This is a genomic window from Ekhidna sp. (assembly GCF_964218185.1).
In the GTDB taxonomy this organism is placed as follows: Bacteria; Bacteroidota; Bacteroidia; order Cytophagales; family Cyclobacteriaceae; genus Ekhidna.
Window position 1 is genome coordinate 212,556 of the sequence record NZ_CAXPLV010000007.1, and the last position, 15,226, is coordinate 227,781.

At 41.1% G+C, this 15,226-nt stretch carries 19 protein-coding genes; 7 read left to right on the top strand and 12 right to left on the bottom strand.

Annotated features, from left to right (window positions below; all coding sequences use genetic code 11):
• Nucleotides 1-50 precede the first annotated feature (50 nt).
• Genes ACEQZT_RS12495 through rsmG form a run of 3 tightly spaced genes read left to right on the top strand, consistent with a single transcriptional unit; the run spans nucleotide 51 to nucleotide 2,362 of the window.
• Nucleotides 51-1,130 carry a glycosyltransferase gene (locus ACEQZT_RS12495; protein ID WP_370089778.1) on the top strand — a complete coding sequence of 360 codons (1,080 nt, stop codon included), beginning with the start codon at nucleotides 51-53 and terminating at the stop codon, nucleotides 1,128-1,130.
• Nucleotides 1,118-1,729: an RNA polymerase sigma factor gene (locus tag ACEQZT_RS12500; RefSeq protein WP_370089779.1), complete on the top strand. Its 612-nt coding sequence runs from the start codon at nucleotides 1,118-1,120 to the stop codon at nucleotides 1,727-1,729. Before ACEQZT_RS12495 ends, ACEQZT_RS12500 begins: the two co-directional genes overlap by 13 nt.
• Nucleotides 1,730-1,732: 3 nt before the next feature.
• On the top strand, nucleotides 1,733-2,362 hold the full coding sequence (gene rsmG, locus ACEQZT_RS12505; protein ID WP_370089817.1) for a 16S rRNA (guanine(527)-N(7))-methyltransferase RsmG: 630 nt from the start codon (nucleotides 1,733-1,735) through the stop codon (nucleotides 2,360-2,362).
• A 57-nt stretch (nucleotides 2,363-2,419) separates the two neighbouring features.
• Here the strand turns inward: rsmG and ACEQZT_RS12510 are convergent, their stop codons facing one another.
• The 3 genes from ACEQZT_RS12510 to ACEQZT_RS12520 all read right to left on the bottom strand — a co-directional run bounded on the left by ACEQZT_RS12510 (nucleotide 2,420) and on the right by ACEQZT_RS12520 (nucleotide 4,200).
• A complete protein-coding gene (locus tag ACEQZT_RS12510) occupies nucleotides 2,420-2,941 on the bottom strand; it encodes a hypothetical protein (protein ID WP_370089780.1) in 522 nt (173 codons plus the stop codon).
• Nucleotides 2,942-3,052: 111 nt separating this feature from the next.
• Complete coding sequence (locus ACEQZT_RS12515; protein WP_370089781.1) at nucleotides 3,053-3,574, bottom strand: porin family protein; 522 nt, start codon at nucleotides 3,572-3,574, stop codon at nucleotides 3,053-3,055.
• Nucleotides 3,575-3,720: 146 nt separating this feature from the next.
• A complete protein-coding gene (locus ACEQZT_RS12520) occupies nucleotides 3,721-4,200 on the bottom strand; it encodes an outer membrane beta-barrel protein (protein ID WP_370089782.1) in 480 nt (159 codons plus the stop codon).
• A 218-nt stretch (nucleotides 4,201-4,418) separates the two neighbouring features.
• Between ACEQZT_RS12520 and ACEQZT_RS12525 the strand changes: the two genes are divergently transcribed.
• The 3 genes from ACEQZT_RS12525 to ACEQZT_RS12535 are packed head-to-tail and all read left to right on the top strand — an operon-like array spanning nucleotide 4,419 to nucleotide 6,090.
• Nucleotides 4,419-4,883: a hypothetical protein gene (locus tag ACEQZT_RS12525; protein WP_370089783.1), complete on the top strand. Its 465-nt coding sequence runs from the start codon at nucleotides 4,419-4,421 to the stop codon at nucleotides 4,881-4,883.
• A gap of 47 nt (nucleotides 4,884-4,930) precedes the next feature.
• Complete coding sequence (locus ACEQZT_RS12530; protein ID WP_370089784.1) at nucleotides 4,931-5,626, top strand: NAD-dependent deacylase; 696 nt, start codon at nucleotides 4,931-4,933, stop codon at nucleotides 5,624-5,626.
• Nucleotides 5,623-6,090 carry a nuclear transport factor 2 family protein gene (locus tag ACEQZT_RS12535; RefSeq protein WP_370089785.1) on the top strand — a complete coding sequence of 156 codons (468 nt, stop codon included), beginning with the start codon at nucleotides 5,623-5,625 and terminating at the stop codon, nucleotides 6,088-6,090. Before ACEQZT_RS12530 ends, ACEQZT_RS12535 begins: the two co-directional genes overlap by 4 nt.
• Here ACEQZT_RS12535 and ACEQZT_RS12540 read toward each other — a convergent pair.
• Genes ACEQZT_RS12540 through ACEQZT_RS12550 form a run of 3 tightly spaced genes read right to left on the bottom strand, consistent with a single transcriptional unit; the run spans nucleotide 6,087 to nucleotide 9,169 of the window.
• Nucleotides 6,087-7,139, bottom strand: coding sequence for an amidohydrolase family protein (locus ACEQZT_RS12540; protein WP_370089786.1), 1,053 nt, complete (start codon nucleotides 7,137-7,139; stop codon nucleotides 6,087-6,089). The genes ACEQZT_RS12535 and ACEQZT_RS12540 overlap by 4 nt on opposite strands.
• A gap of 25 nt (nucleotides 7,140-7,164) precedes the next feature.
• Nucleotides 7,165-8,322: a tetratricopeptide repeat protein gene (locus tag ACEQZT_RS12545; protein ID WP_370089787.1), complete on the bottom strand. Its 1,158-nt coding sequence runs from the start codon at nucleotides 8,320-8,322 to the stop codon at nucleotides 7,165-7,167.
• Nucleotides 8,323-8,368: 46 nt separating this feature from the next.
• A complete protein-coding gene (locus ACEQZT_RS12550) occupies nucleotides 8,369-9,169 on the bottom strand; it encodes a hypothetical protein (RefSeq protein ID WP_370089788.1) in 801 nt (266 codons plus the stop codon).
• 262 nt (nucleotides 9,170-9,431) lie between these two features.
• Here ACEQZT_RS12550 and ggt point away from each other — a divergent pair, with 262 nt between their 5' ends.
• Nucleotides 9,432-11,132, top strand: a complete 1,701-nt coding sequence (gene ggt, locus ACEQZT_RS12555) for a gamma-glutamyltransferase (RefSeq protein ID WP_370089789.1) — start codon at nucleotides 9,432-9,434, stop codon at nucleotides 11,130-11,132.
• On the opposite strand, the gene aat is transcribed toward ggt, so the two are convergent.
• The 6 genes from aat to ACEQZT_RS12585 all read right to left on the bottom strand — a co-directional run bounded on the left by aat (nucleotide 11,114) and on the right by ACEQZT_RS12585 (nucleotide 15,200).
• Complete coding sequence (gene aat / locus ACEQZT_RS12560; RefSeq protein WP_370089790.1) at nucleotides 11,114-11,764, bottom strand: leucyl/phenylalanyl-tRNA--protein transferase; 651 nt, start codon at nucleotides 11,762-11,764, stop codon at nucleotides 11,114-11,116. The genes ggt and aat overlap by 19 nt on opposite strands.
• Before the next feature lie 3 nt (nucleotides 11,765-11,767).
• A complete protein-coding gene (locus ACEQZT_RS12565; protein WP_370089791.1) occupies nucleotides 11,768-12,517 on the bottom strand; it encodes a helical backbone metal receptor in 750 nt (249 codons plus the stop codon).
• A gap of 3 nt (nucleotides 12,518-12,520) precedes the next feature.
• On the bottom strand, nucleotides 12,521-12,976 hold the full coding sequence (locus ACEQZT_RS12570) for a hypothetical protein (protein ID WP_370089792.1): 456 nt from the start codon (nucleotides 12,974-12,976) through the stop codon (nucleotides 12,521-12,523).
• The gene (locus ACEQZT_RS12575) at nucleotides 12,976-14,043 is read right to left on the bottom strand and encodes a M42 family metallopeptidase (RefSeq protein ID WP_370089793.1); all 1,068 of its coding nucleotides are present in this window, start codon (nucleotides 14,041-14,043) and stop codon (nucleotides 12,976-12,978) included. The genes ACEQZT_RS12570 and ACEQZT_RS12575 overlap by 1 nt, the downstream gene beginning before the upstream one ends.
• 94 nt (nucleotides 14,044-14,137) lie before the next feature.
• Nucleotides 14,138-14,836, bottom strand: coding sequence for an SDR family oxidoreductase (locus tag ACEQZT_RS12580; protein WP_370089794.1), 699 nt, complete (start codon nucleotides 14,834-14,836; stop codon nucleotides 14,138-14,140).
• 10 nt (nucleotides 14,837-14,846) lie between these two features.
• A complete protein-coding gene (locus ACEQZT_RS12585) occupies nucleotides 14,847-15,200 on the bottom strand; it encodes a four helix bundle protein (RefSeq protein WP_370089795.1) in 354 nt (117 codons plus the stop codon).
• Nucleotides 15,201-15,226: the final 26 nt, after the last annotated feature.

Genomic DNA, 15,226 nt, shown 5'->3' on the forward strand with positions numbered 1-15,226 from the left:
GGTTTTCAAAATTTGCTGAATATTAGTCTCAGGTTTGTTTACTTCACCGTATGATCTTTATTGTTTGGAGTATATGCTGCGCAATTCAAATAGCGTTTACCCTTTACCTCACCATCCCTTTTTTCTTCACAAAAAAGAACAAAGGTGAAGGTACCTTCCCTTCCATCTCCATTATCATCGCTGCGAGAAATGAGCTTGAGAATCTCAAGAAACTTATTCCTCTGTTACTGAGCCAAAATCATGATGACTATCAGATTGTGGTTGCACTTGACCGGTGCGAAGATCAGAGTGTAAACTACTTGCAAAAGCTAAATTCAGAGAAGATTAAGTTTATTGACATCAAAGATGTACCGGCAGATTGGAACCCAAAGAAATTTGCACTCCATACCGCCATAAAGCAATCGGATAGCGAATGGCTGGCTTTCACAGATGCTGATTGCTGTCCAGTATCAAAAGATTGGTTAGCTACACTTTGTTGGCAAATAAAACCGCAAACGGAAATCGTACTCGGTATTTCTCCATATGAAAGCAACAATTCATTCCTAAGTCAATTTATCCGATTCGAGGCATTTATGACGGCTTTTCAATACATCTCCAAAGTGCTGAGAGGGAAGCCTTATATGGGAGTAGGCAGAAACATGGCTATCAAGCGATCCACTTTCGTGAATGCGGGCGGATACTATTCCATAAAGTCAATAAAAGGTGGGGACGATGATTTACTCATTCAAAAAATCGCAACTCCTTCCAATACCTCGGTGGTATTGGGAAAAGACAGTCTGATGATTTCTCATCCTAAAAAAACGTGGAAAGAATACTGGAATCAAAAAACAAGGCATTTATCAGTAGGAACGAGCTACAAACCAGCAGATCAACTATTTCTAAGCACATTCCACCTGTCACATTTGCTCTGTTTTGTTCTCTTGCTTTTCAATCCTTCGTATACATATTTTTTTCCACTGCTCCTTTTTTACCTATTTATTAAATTAGTGAGTTATAGATTTGTCGCAGCTAAAATGGGAACCGGCTTCAACTATATGTTGCTCCCTCTCGTTGACATGCTGTATGCAGTGCTGATCCCTGTGATTGCATTGTGGTCAAAACTCGTAAAGGACATTCCATGGAAGAACTAAATCGTCAGTTTTCTGATAAGGCGCTTCGTGATTTTAAGTTAATCGATCTTGCTACTGAGGGTAAAGATCAGGCGGCTTATGCGGAACTCATGCAGCGATACAAAAAACCTGTGTACCATATGATCTTGAAAATGGTCAGGAATGTTGATGATGCTGAGGATTTAACCATAGAAGCATTTGCGAAAGCGTTTAAAAACCTGAGCAGATTCAAAAAAGATTACACGTTTAGTACCTGGCTTTTCCGTATAGCCACCAACAATGCAATCGACTTTATCAGGAAGAAAAAGCTCAACACGTTCAGCCTGAATAGCTCGTTTACCGACGATAGCGGAGAATCCGTGAATATTGATGTGCAAGACAAAAACTTAACTCCTGATCAGGAAACAATTAAAGATCAGAAAATCGAGTTAGTGCGGATGTTTGTAGATAAACTTCCGGCCAAATATCAGCGACTCGTAAAGCTTCGCTACTTCGATGAGCTTTCTTATGATGAAATAGCCAAGGAGCTTGATGCACCGCTAGGCACAGTGAAAGCACAGCTACACCGAGCAAGAGAGCTTATGTATGAGCTTGTGAAGGATAAGAAAAAGCATATCTAATTGATCACATCAGATATCATTTACAGGTACTTTCCCGATCTTTCTGAAGTACAGAAAAAACAATTTGATCAGTTGTATTCACTCTATGAGGAGTGGAATGCTAAAATAAATGTGGTCAGCAGAAAGGATATAGACCAGCTTTACGAACGGCATGTATTACATAGTCTTGCTATAGCCAAGTTTACATCGTTTAACCCTGGATCAGAAATACTCGATGTTGGGACCGGTGGTGGGTTTCCAGGTATTCCGCTCGCAATCCTATTCCCGGAATGTCACTTCCATTTAGTGGACTCTATCGGCAAGAAAATCACTGTGGTAAATGAAGTGGCAAAAGCTATCAACTTAACCAACCTCACCGCTGAGCACCAGCGCATGGAAAAGGTGAGTGGAAAGTTTGATTTTATTGTTTCCCGGGCTGTAGCTCAGACAAAGCAGCTATTTATCTGGGCGCACCAGAAGGTGAGTAAAGAGCAACGAAACGATCTGGACAATGGCATGATACTCTTAAAAGGTGGTAATCTGACTCAGGAAATGAAAGAATTTGGAAGACGATATGTAGAAAAGGACCTTTCAGACTACTTCGCCGAAGATTTCTTTGAGACTAAGAAGATCATTTACGTGCCTGTTCATTAAGGAGCATAAAAAAACCCTCCGGAGGGAGGTTTTTTTATATCTTATTACTCTAAAGAATTAGAAATAAATAGAGAAACCGATGTTAAAACCGAGTGTCTTTGAATTAATAATATCACTGCCAGATGCAATGCCGTAATTTAAGCTTGGCTCAATGGCAACTTTCTCTACAATCCAAATAGGATACCCAGCTTCAAAGGCAAGAATGCTAAATTTTATTTTGTTACCCGCACGAGCAAATACTTCTTCTAAACTTGCCCTTGCATAAGATGCTCCTACGAAAAAGCCTCCATTGATATAATATCTGGCAAAGGGTCCAAAAAATTTGGTTGTGGTTTCGTCATCACCCTGTTTTTCCTTTTCAAACCTTGCATTTAAACCCACTGCAAGATTGTTAATCAAAAAGTAGCCAGCCCCAACCTCCAAATCAAAGTTTGAAGTTTTTTCCAATGGTGCATCATAACTGGTAGATGCAAACCCTAGACTTGTGGATGCACTTAAAAGCAATCCACCTTGATCAGTTTGTGCAATAGCGAGGCTGAAACATGCCACCAATGCACTTGCGAGAATTAACTTTTTCATTTCATTTACTAAATTATATCAGTAAATTTATGGAATAACGGTTTGAAAAATAGGCATAAAAAAAAACCTTCCAAAAACGGAAGGGTTTCTCCTACAACTCTGAAATTGAATTTATCCACCAATATTGAAAGCTATTCCGGCATTGAGTACTAATTGCTCGAATGGTGTATTATATTTTGCCTGACCATTAAAAAACATTCCGTCACCCAACGGATAATTTAAACCCAATCCAAGATTAAGACCAACTTTAGAATCAGAATCACTTTGGCCATTGGCTTTTGCTGATGCAAGGCCAATTCCAATTCCAGCTAATCCATATAGCTGTACGTCACTATCGCCAAAATAGTATCTGCCATCCAAATTGATTGATGAAGCTTGGGTCTTAACTTCAGTTCCAAATATTGTTACGGATGATGGGAAGAAGTAGGTAAAACTAGGTGCAATGCTAATTACATCTGAGGCGAAGTATTCTCCTCCAATGTTAATTCCAATTCCAGCTTTGCTTCCACTTTCGTCAACTCCTGCCTTTGTTCCCAAGGCTAATCCTCCACCAATTCTCATTTCACCTTCTTGGGCAGTTGCTGCAAATCCAAAAATTGCTACAAGCATAGTGGTTAGTAATACTTTTTTCATAAATAATAGATGTTTGATTATTAATGCCCGCAATATATACATTCAAAATCGTCTTTAGAAGAATCGAGAAAGGGTATTTATGTTAAGTAAAAGCATAAAAAAACCCTTCCAGTTGGAAGGGTTTTTTATTTATATTCTTGTATTTCTTAGAATGAGTAAGAAAGTCCGAATTTAATGATCACCCCCATTGGATCTTGGTAATCTCCTTTTGCAAGGTTGTAATCAAGTCCAGCACCAATACCAATTTGGTCTGAAATACCATAAATTCCACCAACTCCTAAATTAATACCACTAGCACTGTCTCCAATTTCAGGGCTTACGCTAGAGAAACCTAATTTTCCATAAGCTTTGAAGGCATCAGTAGCAAAATAGTATTTGTAATCAATACCAATAACTCCTACAGAAAATCCGTCTTTAGCGTAAGAATAGTATTCAGCAGTACCAGACATAGCATCGGCGAATACATATTCGAAACCTCCACCAAAACCAGTGAAGCTGTCATCGCCACCAAAAGGTCCAGTTGCGATACCCATTCCAGCATTGATACTCATATCACCTGCTTCTTGAGCAGTAGCTGCAAATCCGAAAATAGCTACTAGTGTAGCGGTTAGTAATACTTTTTTCATTTTGTTGTTTTTGTTTGGTTGTACAATGTATGCAATATACTCACCTTCAAATCATCTGCAAATACCACTAAGAGGGTATTTTGCGGGTGGTCAATTAAAGTACTTGAGCATCAAAAAGTTAATGCCATTTTGTTTTTGATTAAAATATTCAATTTTTCTCTCCATAAAATGACATTTTAATTCAATTATGTACCTTTATTAAAAAATCTATCAACTATATGAGAAAGTTAATCTTATCACTTATTCTAATTACATTAATATCACTATCCACTCAGGCTCAATCACGTGTAGGTGCAGGACTTGCCTATGGGTCTCAGATTGAAAGTGCCGGTATTGGTGTAAACGGAGAGTTTGCAGCATCCGATCAAATCAATGTAGCCCCTAGCTTTATCTATTATTTTAAGAAAAACAATGTGACATGGTGGGAGCTCAATGGAAACATTAACTACATATTCAGTGAAAACAATGCGACCATATATGGTATAGCAGGATTGAATTTAACCGGATTTAAGGTAGATACTGGATTTGGAAGTGCAAGCGATTCAGAATTAGGTTTGAACCTGGGTATTGGAGCAAATTTCGATGCAGGTGGATCATTAATACCCTTTGCTGAAGCAAAGTATGTTCTGGGCAATGCTGATCAGCTCTCCCTATTCGGCGGAGTGCGGTTTCCTTTGAATTAAAAGAATCATTCTCACTAACTTAAAGCTCCTTAATTGGGGCTTTTTTTATGCAAAAGAAAATCGTAGTACTAACTGGTGCAGGAATTAGCGCCGAAAGCGGACTCAAGACTTTCCGAGATTCTGGAGGTCTTTGGGAGGGACATGATGTAACCAAAGTAGCTACCCCTGAAGCCTGGGCCAAAGATCGAGCTTTGGTGCTAGAGTTTTATAACCAAAGAAGAAAGCAAGCCCTTGAAGCCAAACCCAACCCAGGACATATTGCACTTGCGGAATTAGAAGAGTTTTTTGAGGTAGTCATCATCACTCAAAACATTGATGCTCTACATGAACGTGCGGGAAGTAGTAATGTACTACACCTACACGGAGAAATAAGTAAAGTAAGAAGCACACTAGATCCTGATCTTGTCTATGACCTGGAGGGCTGGGAATTAAAAGAAGGAGATAAATGTGCAAAAGGTTCTCAGCTAAGACCACACATTGTTTGGTTTGGAGAAGCTGTGCCCATGATGGAACCAGCCATTCAAGAAGCGCTTTCTGCAGATATTTTCATTGTAGCCGGCACATCTCTGGTGGTATACCCTGCTGCTGGATTGCTTGATTTTATCAAACCGGAAGTACCAAAGTTCATCATTGATCCTAAAATGCCTTCAGTCCCGCAAAGAGATAATCTTTATCTTTATGAAGAACCTGCAAGTTCAGGACTTCCAAAAGTGAAAGCACAATTAATCGAAAAGTACTCATGAGCAAAGCTATCCTCGAGAAATTCTACAGTGCATTTCAAGCCCATGATTCAAAAAAAATGGCAGAGTGCTATCACGAAGATATAATTTTCAATGATCCAGTTTTTCATAATCTAAACCATAGGGAAGCTACGGCCATGTGGGCAATGTTAATTGAGCGGTCTAAAGGCCAACTAGAGATTAGTTTCGATTCTGTAGTTGGAGATGACGAAATGGCGCAATGTATTTGGGAGGCGGATTATGAATTCTCAAAAACCGGAAACCCTGTTCACAACATCATCCATTCAACTATGGAATTTAAGGATGGGTTAATCATCCGACACACAGATGTGTTTGATTTTTGGAGGTGGTCAAAAATGGCACTGGGTCTCACGGGTGTACTCCTCGGCTGGTCTCCTATGATCAAAAACCGTGTGAAAAAGATAGCTAGAATGTCATTGGACAAATACCTGAATGAGAATGGTTAATTCTCATCCATCAACACCTTGAGTAATTCTTTGTTTTTAGTTTCACTCAGCCCCAACCAGTCAAGTGTAGATTGATAGAAAATATTGTCTAAATCTTTTTGAGGTAAATCCATTTCAGTGATAAACTTCCCAATTTCTAAATCGCCTAACGGGAATGGATAATCGGAACCCAGGCAAACTTTCTCCGAACCTATCAAATCAATGACATACTGCAGATAGTTAGTATCATGGGTGATACTATCCACCCAGAACTTACCCAGATACTCTCTAGGGTTCACATTGTTGTGCACTGCAACCAAATCAGGCCTGCAGTTAAAACCATGCTCTAACCTACCGATTGTTGCTAATAATGAACCTCCGGCATGAGCAAAACAAACTCTTAACTTCGGGTATCTCTCAAACACTCCTCCAAAAATCATGGAAGCAGCCGCTCTGGCCGTTTCTGCAGGCATACCTACCAGCCATGGTAGCCAGTACTTCTCCATGTACTCCTTACCCATCATTTCCCACGGATGTACTAAGATGGCCATTCCAAGGCTTTCACAAGCTTCGAAGAATTCAAAAAAGCGAGGCTTACTTAAGTTGTGATTATTAATATTGGAACCGATCTGCACTCCCGGAATACCCAGCTTTTTTAATCGCTCCAGTTCCTTAATTGCCAGCTCAGTATCCTGCATTGGAACCGTTCCCAATCCTATATAATGTTTTGGGTTTTCTTCCACCACCTGCGCAATGTGATCATTCAGAAACATGGAAAGGTCAAGGCAATCATGTCCATCAGCCCAATAGCTAAACATCACAGGAATGGTGCATACAACCTGCACCTGTGTATCAAATTTTTTATACTCTTCTATTCTGATCTTCTCATCCCAGCAGTTTGACTGTATCTCCCTGAAAAACTTATCCCCTTTCATCATGCGAGCTGCCTCCGGCTTGTGATGGAGCAAATGGATGAAGTCTCCATAGCCAAATTTCTCCGCAAAATTTGGGATGGAGTGTGGGAGGATATGCGTGTGCATATCAATTTTCAAACTTGTAGATTTTGCCATTTCACAAAGTTAAAAAGAATTTCACCTATTGACTATCGCAATGTTTCTCTATCAAAACATCAGCTTGAGTCATGCCCAGATCACTTGCTTTTTTAAGGTATCTGCATGCTTTATCGGATTCTTCTAAGCTGAGGCTCGCCATGGCGGCATTAAACCACACATTCTCATAGTCAGAATCAATACTAAGGTACTGCTCATAAAAGCCAAGTGCATCTTTGAACCTTTTCTCATGAAACAATGAATTCCCAATCAGGTAAAAAGTCTCAGTCCGTGAGGGGTTGAGCTGCATGGCTTTCATAAAATCCTGCCTGGCCGCTCCAAATTCCTCAATCCTTAAAAGTGCCTTTCCCCTTCCGATGTATGCAAAATCATCCTCCGCATTAGCTTCAATGGCCTTAGAATAATACCGAACGGACGTGTCAAAATCACCGCTCTCATAGGCATTCGCCCCTACAAGATTCAACATTGGCAAAAATTCCTCATCCTCCAACAGGTATGATGGAAGCTGGGTGGTTTCATCCAAAATGGTAAGATTATACCACGCATGATAGTTGGTCGAATCTATTTTTAAGGCCTCCTTTAAGTCATTGACAGCTGCTCTTTTATCTCCCATTTTATCAAAAACCTGAGAGCGGTTGATGTAGCAATCAGCAAGGGTGTCAAACTCAAAAGCTTTGGTAAAGTCCTGCAATGCCAGATCGTAGTTTCCCATTTTCTTGTGAGCCATCCCACGATACTGATAGACACGACCAATCATACTCTGAAGCGTGGTGAGAAAGGTGCCCTTTGCTCCTGTAGGATCGGAAGCATAGTAAACAGCCTTTGTTTCCGAGTTCCAGCTATTTTCTAAAACAAATGTGAAGTCTTTGATCGCTTGCTCCGTGCTTGCGGAATTGTAGTAGATCAAGCCTTTTTGAAAGTAAGCTTCCATGTTGTCAGGCTCCCGCTGAATCACAGCCTCATAGTCCGCTAAGGCTCGCAAATCCTTCCCTTCGGCCTCATGAATCATGGCGCTAAGAAAATAGTCCTCCGCGTTTGGCTTTTTCGCTAAATTCTTATTGATGAAGTACCTCGCAGAGTCAATATCATTTTCATGATACTTGGCTCTGGCCTTATCGTAGTAATCCTGAGAAAATACAGGAACAACTATCAATGCTAACAAGAAGGTTAAAAATGATTTCATCAAGGTTTGGTTTCCATCAGGAAAAACGAACCTTCATGATCATAGGTTATAGTACCCGCTGAATTTGCATGCTACTTTCCTTACACAGATGATTGAACTTCCCGCCATCCATCTGATAAAAGCTGACCGCCATCACCAAAAACAGTCCTGTGCCTTCCGGAATTATCCGGTTGTCAATGGAAATCATACCCGTCATTGGTTCTGTAGGTATCTTCAACAACGGAAGCATGGAGCTTTCGTAGGTGCCAAACTTGCCGTGAAGGTCTTTATTTACCGGCTTATAGCCTTGAGCTTTTTGATCATACTGATAATCAGACAAAGCAATTAGTCTGGCTGTAACCTTGAAGTTTGTAGCTCCCTTGGGATACTTAAAAGTCTTTTCTGGAATGAACGCCGGAAAGTGCAGAATAACTTGTCCTCTTTGCGAGCCTGGCTTCACAAAATACTTTGCTCCAAAAATCTTTTCGTAAGGGGCTTTCGAATTGAACTCAAACCCATTGAGTAGATGCCCGTGCTTGCTCAGAAACAACGGACGAGTACCTGTCTTGCCCTCTTCCATCTTTGCGAGATTTCTGAATTGAGCAGTGAGCTTCCCGGAAACATAAGTCTCGCATATTTCCGACATTCCGGTTGATAGTGACTGACGCAAGGTCTTGGCCATCATAGATGCCACACCAAATTCCTTTTGATTATTTCTTAGCTCCTTGTACGATGCTTTATTTTTAATTTGAGAGGCAGTAGGTCCTCCCTTCTTTGCGATGATCTCCCGATCAATCCCCTTTAATTTATATCTTCTGTATCCTTTTGGTATCTCTATTTCTAAAGGGGTTCTAGGTGAATCTTTCATGTGGCCGGTTAGATTTTTTGGTTGATCAAAACGTGTATTTTCGCTTAGGGTCGATGAATATAGTGAATTGACCCGTAACAACAAAATTTTCACCTTTACTTACACTTAAAATATTAATCACTACTCACTGAAAACTATGGACTTATACCAAGCAATCCTTTAACTTAATAAACAACGTCATAAAGAAATCATTTTTTTACTCATTGCTCGTTTTATAGCTTTCACTATCTAATGCCTACAATCCTGACAATTTAAATTCACAATGAGGTATATCAAATTAACATTTCTGCTTTTACTATTCATTAGTTGCCAATCACAGCAATCCTACAAACCGCTAGAACCTGAAACAGGTCCTCTTGGAGAGCACGCAATGATTTCAACAGCTCATCCCTTGGCTACCAAGGTTGGCGTAGATGTTTTAAAAAATGGAGGAAATGCCTTCGATGCTGCACTTGCTGTAAAGTTTGCATTAGCGGTAGTTTTCCCAAGAGCAGGGAATATTGGAGGGGGTGGGTTTGCTATCTATCGATTGAATGATGGGAGTACCGGAGCATTAGATTTTAGGGAGAAATCTCCTCTCGCTTCTAAAAGAGATATGTTTTTGGACGAGGACGGAAACGTGATTGAACATTTAAGTACCAAAGGGCATAAAGCAGCCGGTGTGCCTGGGTCAGTAGATGGAATTTTAAAGCTTCATGAAAAACATGGAACCAAGCCTTTAAACGAATTAATCCAGCCTGCGATTAATCTTGCCTATTATGGTTTTACAATCACCCAGGATCAAGCGGACGAGTTCAATGAAAAGAAGGAAGATTTTATAGAAGTGAATGGTGCAGACTTTTTTCTAATCAAACCTCAACCCTGGCAGGCAGGAGATACGGTAAAGTTCATCGAACTGGCAGGCACACTTACCCAAATTCGAGACCGTGGAAGAGAGGGATTTTATGGTGGGATAGTCGCTGACCAGATTGTAAAAGAAATGCAACGCGGTGGTGGGCTCATTTCTGAAGAAGACCTCAAAAATTATGATTCGAAATGGCGTGAGCCAATCACAGGAAACTACCGTGATCATAAAATCATTTCTATGCCTCCACCTTCCAGTGGTGGAGTTGCTATTCTACAATTGCTTCAGGGAGCTGAACAATTTGACATTGCAACAATGGGACACAATACTGCTCAAACCATCCATTTGCTGACCGAACTGGAACGAAGGGTGTATGCAGACAGAGCAACTCATCTTGGAGACCCTGACTTCTACGATGTGCCGGTCAAAATGCTACTCAACCCTGAATACAATAAAAAGCGCTTCTCAGACATTTCTTTAAAGAAGAAAACTGATTCTCAGGATATCAAGGAAGGCGAGGTTGAGGCAATAGAAAGTGTGGAAACCACACATATTTCCATTGTGGACCCAGAGGGAAATGCTGTTTCGCTTACCACCACTCTGAATTCATTTTTCGGTTGCAAAGTCTATGTGAGGGGTGCTGGCTTCTTTTTGAACAATGAAATGGATGACTTCAGTGCTAAACCGGGCGTACCAAATCAATTTGGACTTGTTGGCGGAGAGGCAAATGCTATACAGCCGGAAAAACGCATGTTGAGCAGTATGACCCCAACCATCGTGGAGAAAGACGGAAAGCTAAAAATGGTAGTGGGAACGCCTGGTGGATCTACCATTATTACCTCTAACTTCCAAGCCATCATGAATGTGATCGATCATGGTATGGGTATGCAGGATGCAGTGAATGCAACCAGAACGCATAGCCAGTGGCTACCGGACAGAATCCTCATCGAGGAAAGGCCAATTGATCCGAAGGTGATCAAAAAACTCAAAAAGATGGGCCACACTATTGAAAGAAGAACTTCCTGGGGTCGGATGGACTGTATCCTGATTCGGGATGATGGAATGCTAGAGGGAGGTGCTGATTATACCCGAGGGGATAATTATGCGGAGGGATTTTGATTCAAATACCCCAAAAACTCCTCCCTATTCACCTCCTCCGCTCCCATGGTCACCATGTGATCTGAGTGAACCTGGCAGTCAAATAACTTACCTCCTCTTTTAGCAAAATCCTGAATGAAATAAATCAGGGCAACCTTCGAGGCATTGCTCACATTTGAAAACATCGATTCTCCACAAAAGATATTTCCCAGATCCACGCCATACATCCCTCCGACAAGCTCATCTTCCTTCCACACCTCTACTGATTTCGCATAGCCCAACTCATGCAGACGGATATATGCGAGTTCCATTTCATCCGTGATCCAGGTACCCTCCTGTCCTTGCCTTGGCACTTTTTTACATTGTGCAATGACTTGTTCAAAGTCCTCATTGAGCGTAACCCTAAGTTCTCCTTTATTCAGCACACGTCTCATCGACTTTGGGATGTGCAACTTTTCAGGAAACAGAACAAAACGAGGATCAGGACTCCACCAAATGATCGGCTCCCCCTCACTATACCATGGGAAAATGCCTGAACGATAGGCGATCATCAAACGCTCCGGGAGTAGGTCTCCACCAACCGCTACAATTCCATCTTCAGCACCATCAACCGGTGGAAAAATCAGATCATCAGTGAGTCGATAGATGGGCATAGATTATTCCTTCCAGTATCTCAGGCGACTCCCATACCAGCTATACAATTCTCCGTCTACCAGCTCACATTCGATGGTGGGCCATTTGGCTCGTGCTAACTCCAAATACTTCTCCTTGAATGGAAATGGTTCGGAGCTAAAAAGAATTTTATCCGGACTCAATGCGATGATCTGATCATCCGTTAGTTCAGGATAGCGCTCCTCATGTATCAGATTCTCGTAACCTAAATGATCAAGAAAATGATCAATAAACGTATTCTTTCCAGCAGCCATCCATGGGCTCTTCCAGATGAGGTAAATGACTCTACCTGATTTTGAGCCTCTTACGTTATTGACAGCTTCCTGGCACTCCTCCACAATTTGCCGAGCACTATTCTCAAGATCACAAAGACCAGCAATAGTTGTCATCATATCGAAGGCATCATCCAGGGTATAGATATCGCTCATCCATATCGGGAATTCCTCTGCCAATTGATCGATTCCCTCCTCGTAATTTTCCTCTTTATTGCCAATGATTAAATCCGGCTGAAGCCCTCGGATTTTTTCGAAATGAAAATTCTTAGTTCCTCCAATGATAGGAATATTGGATACACGCTCAGAAGGATGAATACAAAATTTAGTGCGACCTATCACTGGTGCACCAATGTCCATAAGAAATTCAGTCTGGGAGGGGACAAGAGATACAATCCGACGGGGCTGAGAGGGAATTTTCACCTCTCGTCCCATCTGATCTGTATACGTTTTGAAACTCATGAATCAATGCCCATGACCTGCATGAGAACCACTCTCCAGTCGTTCGAAAAGCTCATTCATTAGATCCTGATTCTGATCGAGGGTTTCTTTTATCACAGGCATCTTTGCATCTACCAGAAAATAAGTCTTCAGCGAATCCACCTTATCTCCACCTATGAATGTAGCCTGAAACAATTTTTCATCAGATTTAGTCACATCCAGCTGAAAATTGTGCTTATCAATAATCCTACTCTCAATTAAAGAGAAATTGAGTTTGGAACCTTCTCTTTTCAAATCATACAATAGAAACTGGTCAATTCCGCTCAAATAGCTCATGGCTCTCTCCTCCCCAAGCCACAACTCCATGTAATCACCGCTCTCTGCATAGGTATACCACTTTCCTTTTACAGATGTGCTTTCCTCCTTACCACAAGCAAAGATCAGGAGACTAGTTACTGAGATTAAGATTAGATTTTTCATTATTTGAAATAGGTAAAGTCTTGTCCGTCTTTTATCTGAATCACTGTTTCGTAAATCAGCCTGATTACATTTTCCACATCATCTTTATGCACGGTTTCTACTGTCGTGTGCATGTATTTAAGAGGTAACGAAATCAACGCTGAAGCTACGCCAATGTCCGAGTAAGCAAATGCATCTGTATCCGTACCAGTAGTTCTGGATGCCGCCATTCTCTGATAAGGGATTTTATTCTTGTCAGCCACTTTTAGGATCATGTCCCGAACATTATTCTGAACCGCAGGACCGTATGTAACAGCAGGACCCTTGCCGGCAGTCATGTCTCCACTCGTAATCTTGTCATACATTGGTGATTGTGTGTCGTGAGTCACATCGGTAACAATGGCTACATCCGGTTTGATCCTGCGAGAAATCATTTCAGCTCCCCTTAGTCCAATCTCCTCCTGCACAGAGTTTACCACATACAGTCCAAAAGGAAGTTTGATTTTGTTCTCAGAAATCCTTCTCGCTACCTCGGCGATCATAAAACCTCCGGCACGATTATCTAGTGCTCTCCCTACAAGGTACTTTTTGTTCATCTCAAAAAGTTCATCCTGGAAAGTAGCTACAGTACCCACATGGATGCCCATCTTCTCCACTTCTTCTTTGCTCTCTGCTCCCACATCAATACAAATGTTCTTCAAGGTTGGAGCATCCTCTTTCTCTTTTCTCACGTGGATAGCCGGCCAGCCAAACACTCCTTTAACGATACCTTTTTCGGTGTGAAGGTTTACCCTCATAGAAGGTGCGATCTGGTGATCTGAACCACCATTACGAACTACATAGATGTAGCCTTTGTCTGTGATGTAGTTTACAAACCAGCTGATCTCATCGGCGTGCGCCTCGATCACCACCTTGTACTTTGCCTTCGGATTCACCACACCATACACACTTCCGTAAGTATCCACCACATAGTCATCCACATATGGCTTGATGTAATCCAACCATATTTTCTGTCCCTCCTGCTCAAACCCTGTTGGAGATGCGTTATTGAGGTATTTAAAAAGGAAATCTCTGCTTTTCTTATCCATTATCTAAGTCTCAAGTTTTGAAGCTGCAAGCTACAAGTAAAGGCAGTAAGCAACAAGATTGAGTCATCAAATCCTTGAAGCTTTCGGCTTGTAGCTATAAGGCTTTGACTAATCCTCCATCAATGAGGAAATCTTGTCCTGTAATATATTCTGATTTATCACTAGCCAAAAATGCAACTAACTCAGCCACTTCTTTTGGTGTCCCTTGTCGCAACATTGGAATATTTTTAATTGTTTCTTTATCAGCCGGATAACTATCAATAAAGCCTGGTAAAACATTATTCATTCGAATGTTTGCCTTGGCATACTTATTAGCAAACAATTTGGTAAACCCACTAAGTGCAGTTCTTGCTACGGAAGAGATCGGAAAGCTTAATGATGGCTCTTTTGCCCCAAAAGTGGAGATATTTATGATTGATCCACCTCCACTCATATGATCAATTACTAGCCTGCACATACGAATTACATTCATCAAGGCAAGATCAAATCCTTCTCTCCATTGCTCATCAGTAAGCTCCAGAAGCTCACCTTTTGGTGGGTGTCCGGTGTTATTAACCACCACATCAATTTGCCCATAAGTTTCCATGGTAGCATCAACCAGCCTGGTCAAATCCTCAACATTGTCCGTTGATCCTTGTACTGCAATTCCCCCAAACTTATCAGCCAGATCATGGATTTCAGATGAGCGGGAAAGAATGGCCAGTTGATAGCCTTCTTCAGCCAGCTTTTCTGTGCAAGCCAGCCCCATTCCTTTCGATGCTGCGGTGATGATTGCTACTTTATTAAGCTTCATGTCACAAGGTTTAAGCTTCAAGTCTTTTGAGATACCCAGATAGCATCTTTTGCTCCTCGATAATCAAATTAAGTATTGGATTGACAATATTTTCTTCAATAAGCTCCAGTCGTGCAATTCCAATGAAAAATGTCTCTAATTCGAATGCTGAACCAAGTGCGATTTGAATGAATCTTGCCTGATCTTTCACGCTCTTTCTACCTGACCCTTCAGCAATATTTGCGGGTATTGAAGAAGATGCTCGATTAATTTGACTTACTAGTCCAAACCTTTCATCGTTTGGCAATAATTGAGAAAGCTTATAGCATTCTTGCCAAATGTCCATACCTTTCTGCCAAATCATCAATTCTTTAAAATTCCGCATAAACTTGAAGCTTGAAACTAAAAACT